The organism is Shewanella sp. SW32, assembly GCF_025653365.1.
Lineage (GTDB): Bacteria > Pseudomonadota > Gammaproteobacteria > Enterobacterales > Shewanellaceae > Shewanella > Shewanella oncorhynchi.
The window spans coordinates 1-908 of record NZ_JAKKSJ010000096.1 but is presented as its reverse complement, the minus strand read 5'-3'; the positions used below and the strand labels follow the sequence as shown (position 1 = coordinate 908).

The following is a 908-nucleotide window of genomic DNA, read 5'->3' as shown; positions in this document are numbered from 1 at the left end:
CGTCTGGACGGTATAGTACACGCCATGAACTATGCCCGTCAAGACGGCCTCCTCAATTCACAACCTAGTGGCTCAACATGTCCGATCCCTACGCCCGCCGCGGCCTTACTGCTGTTGCATTCCTATCGATCACGCTTCTCGCCGCGTGCAGCCACTCGCCTCACAGGGTGGAGACATCACGCGTTGAGGTTCCGGCCAAATTCATGAACGAAGCGGGTCTGGCTGTGCAGCAGGTGCCAGCACAAGCACTCCCGGCCGAGTGGTGGACGGCGTACGGTGATCCGCTGATTGACGCGCTGGTGCGCAACGCGCTGGAGCACAACACCGATCTCGCTATTGCAAGAGCGCGGATTGATGAAGCTGTGGCGATCACCCGACGTACACGCGCTTCAATGTTCCCTAGCTTGGCGCTCACGCCCCAAGCAACGCGCGCGCGCGACTTTTCTTTGGCACCGACCATCAGCAGCGATGCCAGGCTTCCGCTGTCGGCTTCATGGGAAGTTGATCTAGCGGGCCGCCTCTCGCATGCCGCTGATGGCGCACGGATGGACGCAGTTGCTGTCGAACAGAACTGGTTCGCGACACGTTGGCAGATCGCCTTTGAGACAGTGTCCGCTGCACTGCAGCAGCGGCAGGCGGCAGAGCTGGAAGATCTGGCAAAAGAGCGACTTCAAGTCGCCGAGCGCCTTGAGCGTCTGACAGAGCAGAAGTTCAAGGCAGGTCAAGCTACGGGCTTTGACATTGAACGCACGCGTTCCGAGGTCATCGCCCTCCGGGTGGAGCAAGAGCAGTTGCGACGCGTACGCGGCGAAGCAACGCATGCCTTGGATGTGCTCGTTGGCCGGATTCCGGGGGCGCTTGGCAGCGGTCCTGCGCTTGCCTCTCTCACCATGCCCGATTGGACTCCC

Annotated in this window: 1 protein-coding gene; it reads left to right on the top strand. The window is 61.1% G+C overall.

The features are described from left to right. Positions 1–203 precede the first annotated feature (203 nt). A partial coding sequence (locus L5M28_RS23955; RefSeq protein WP_263204542.1) for a TolC family protein occupies positions 204–908 on the top strand: 705 nt, incomplete at its 3' end.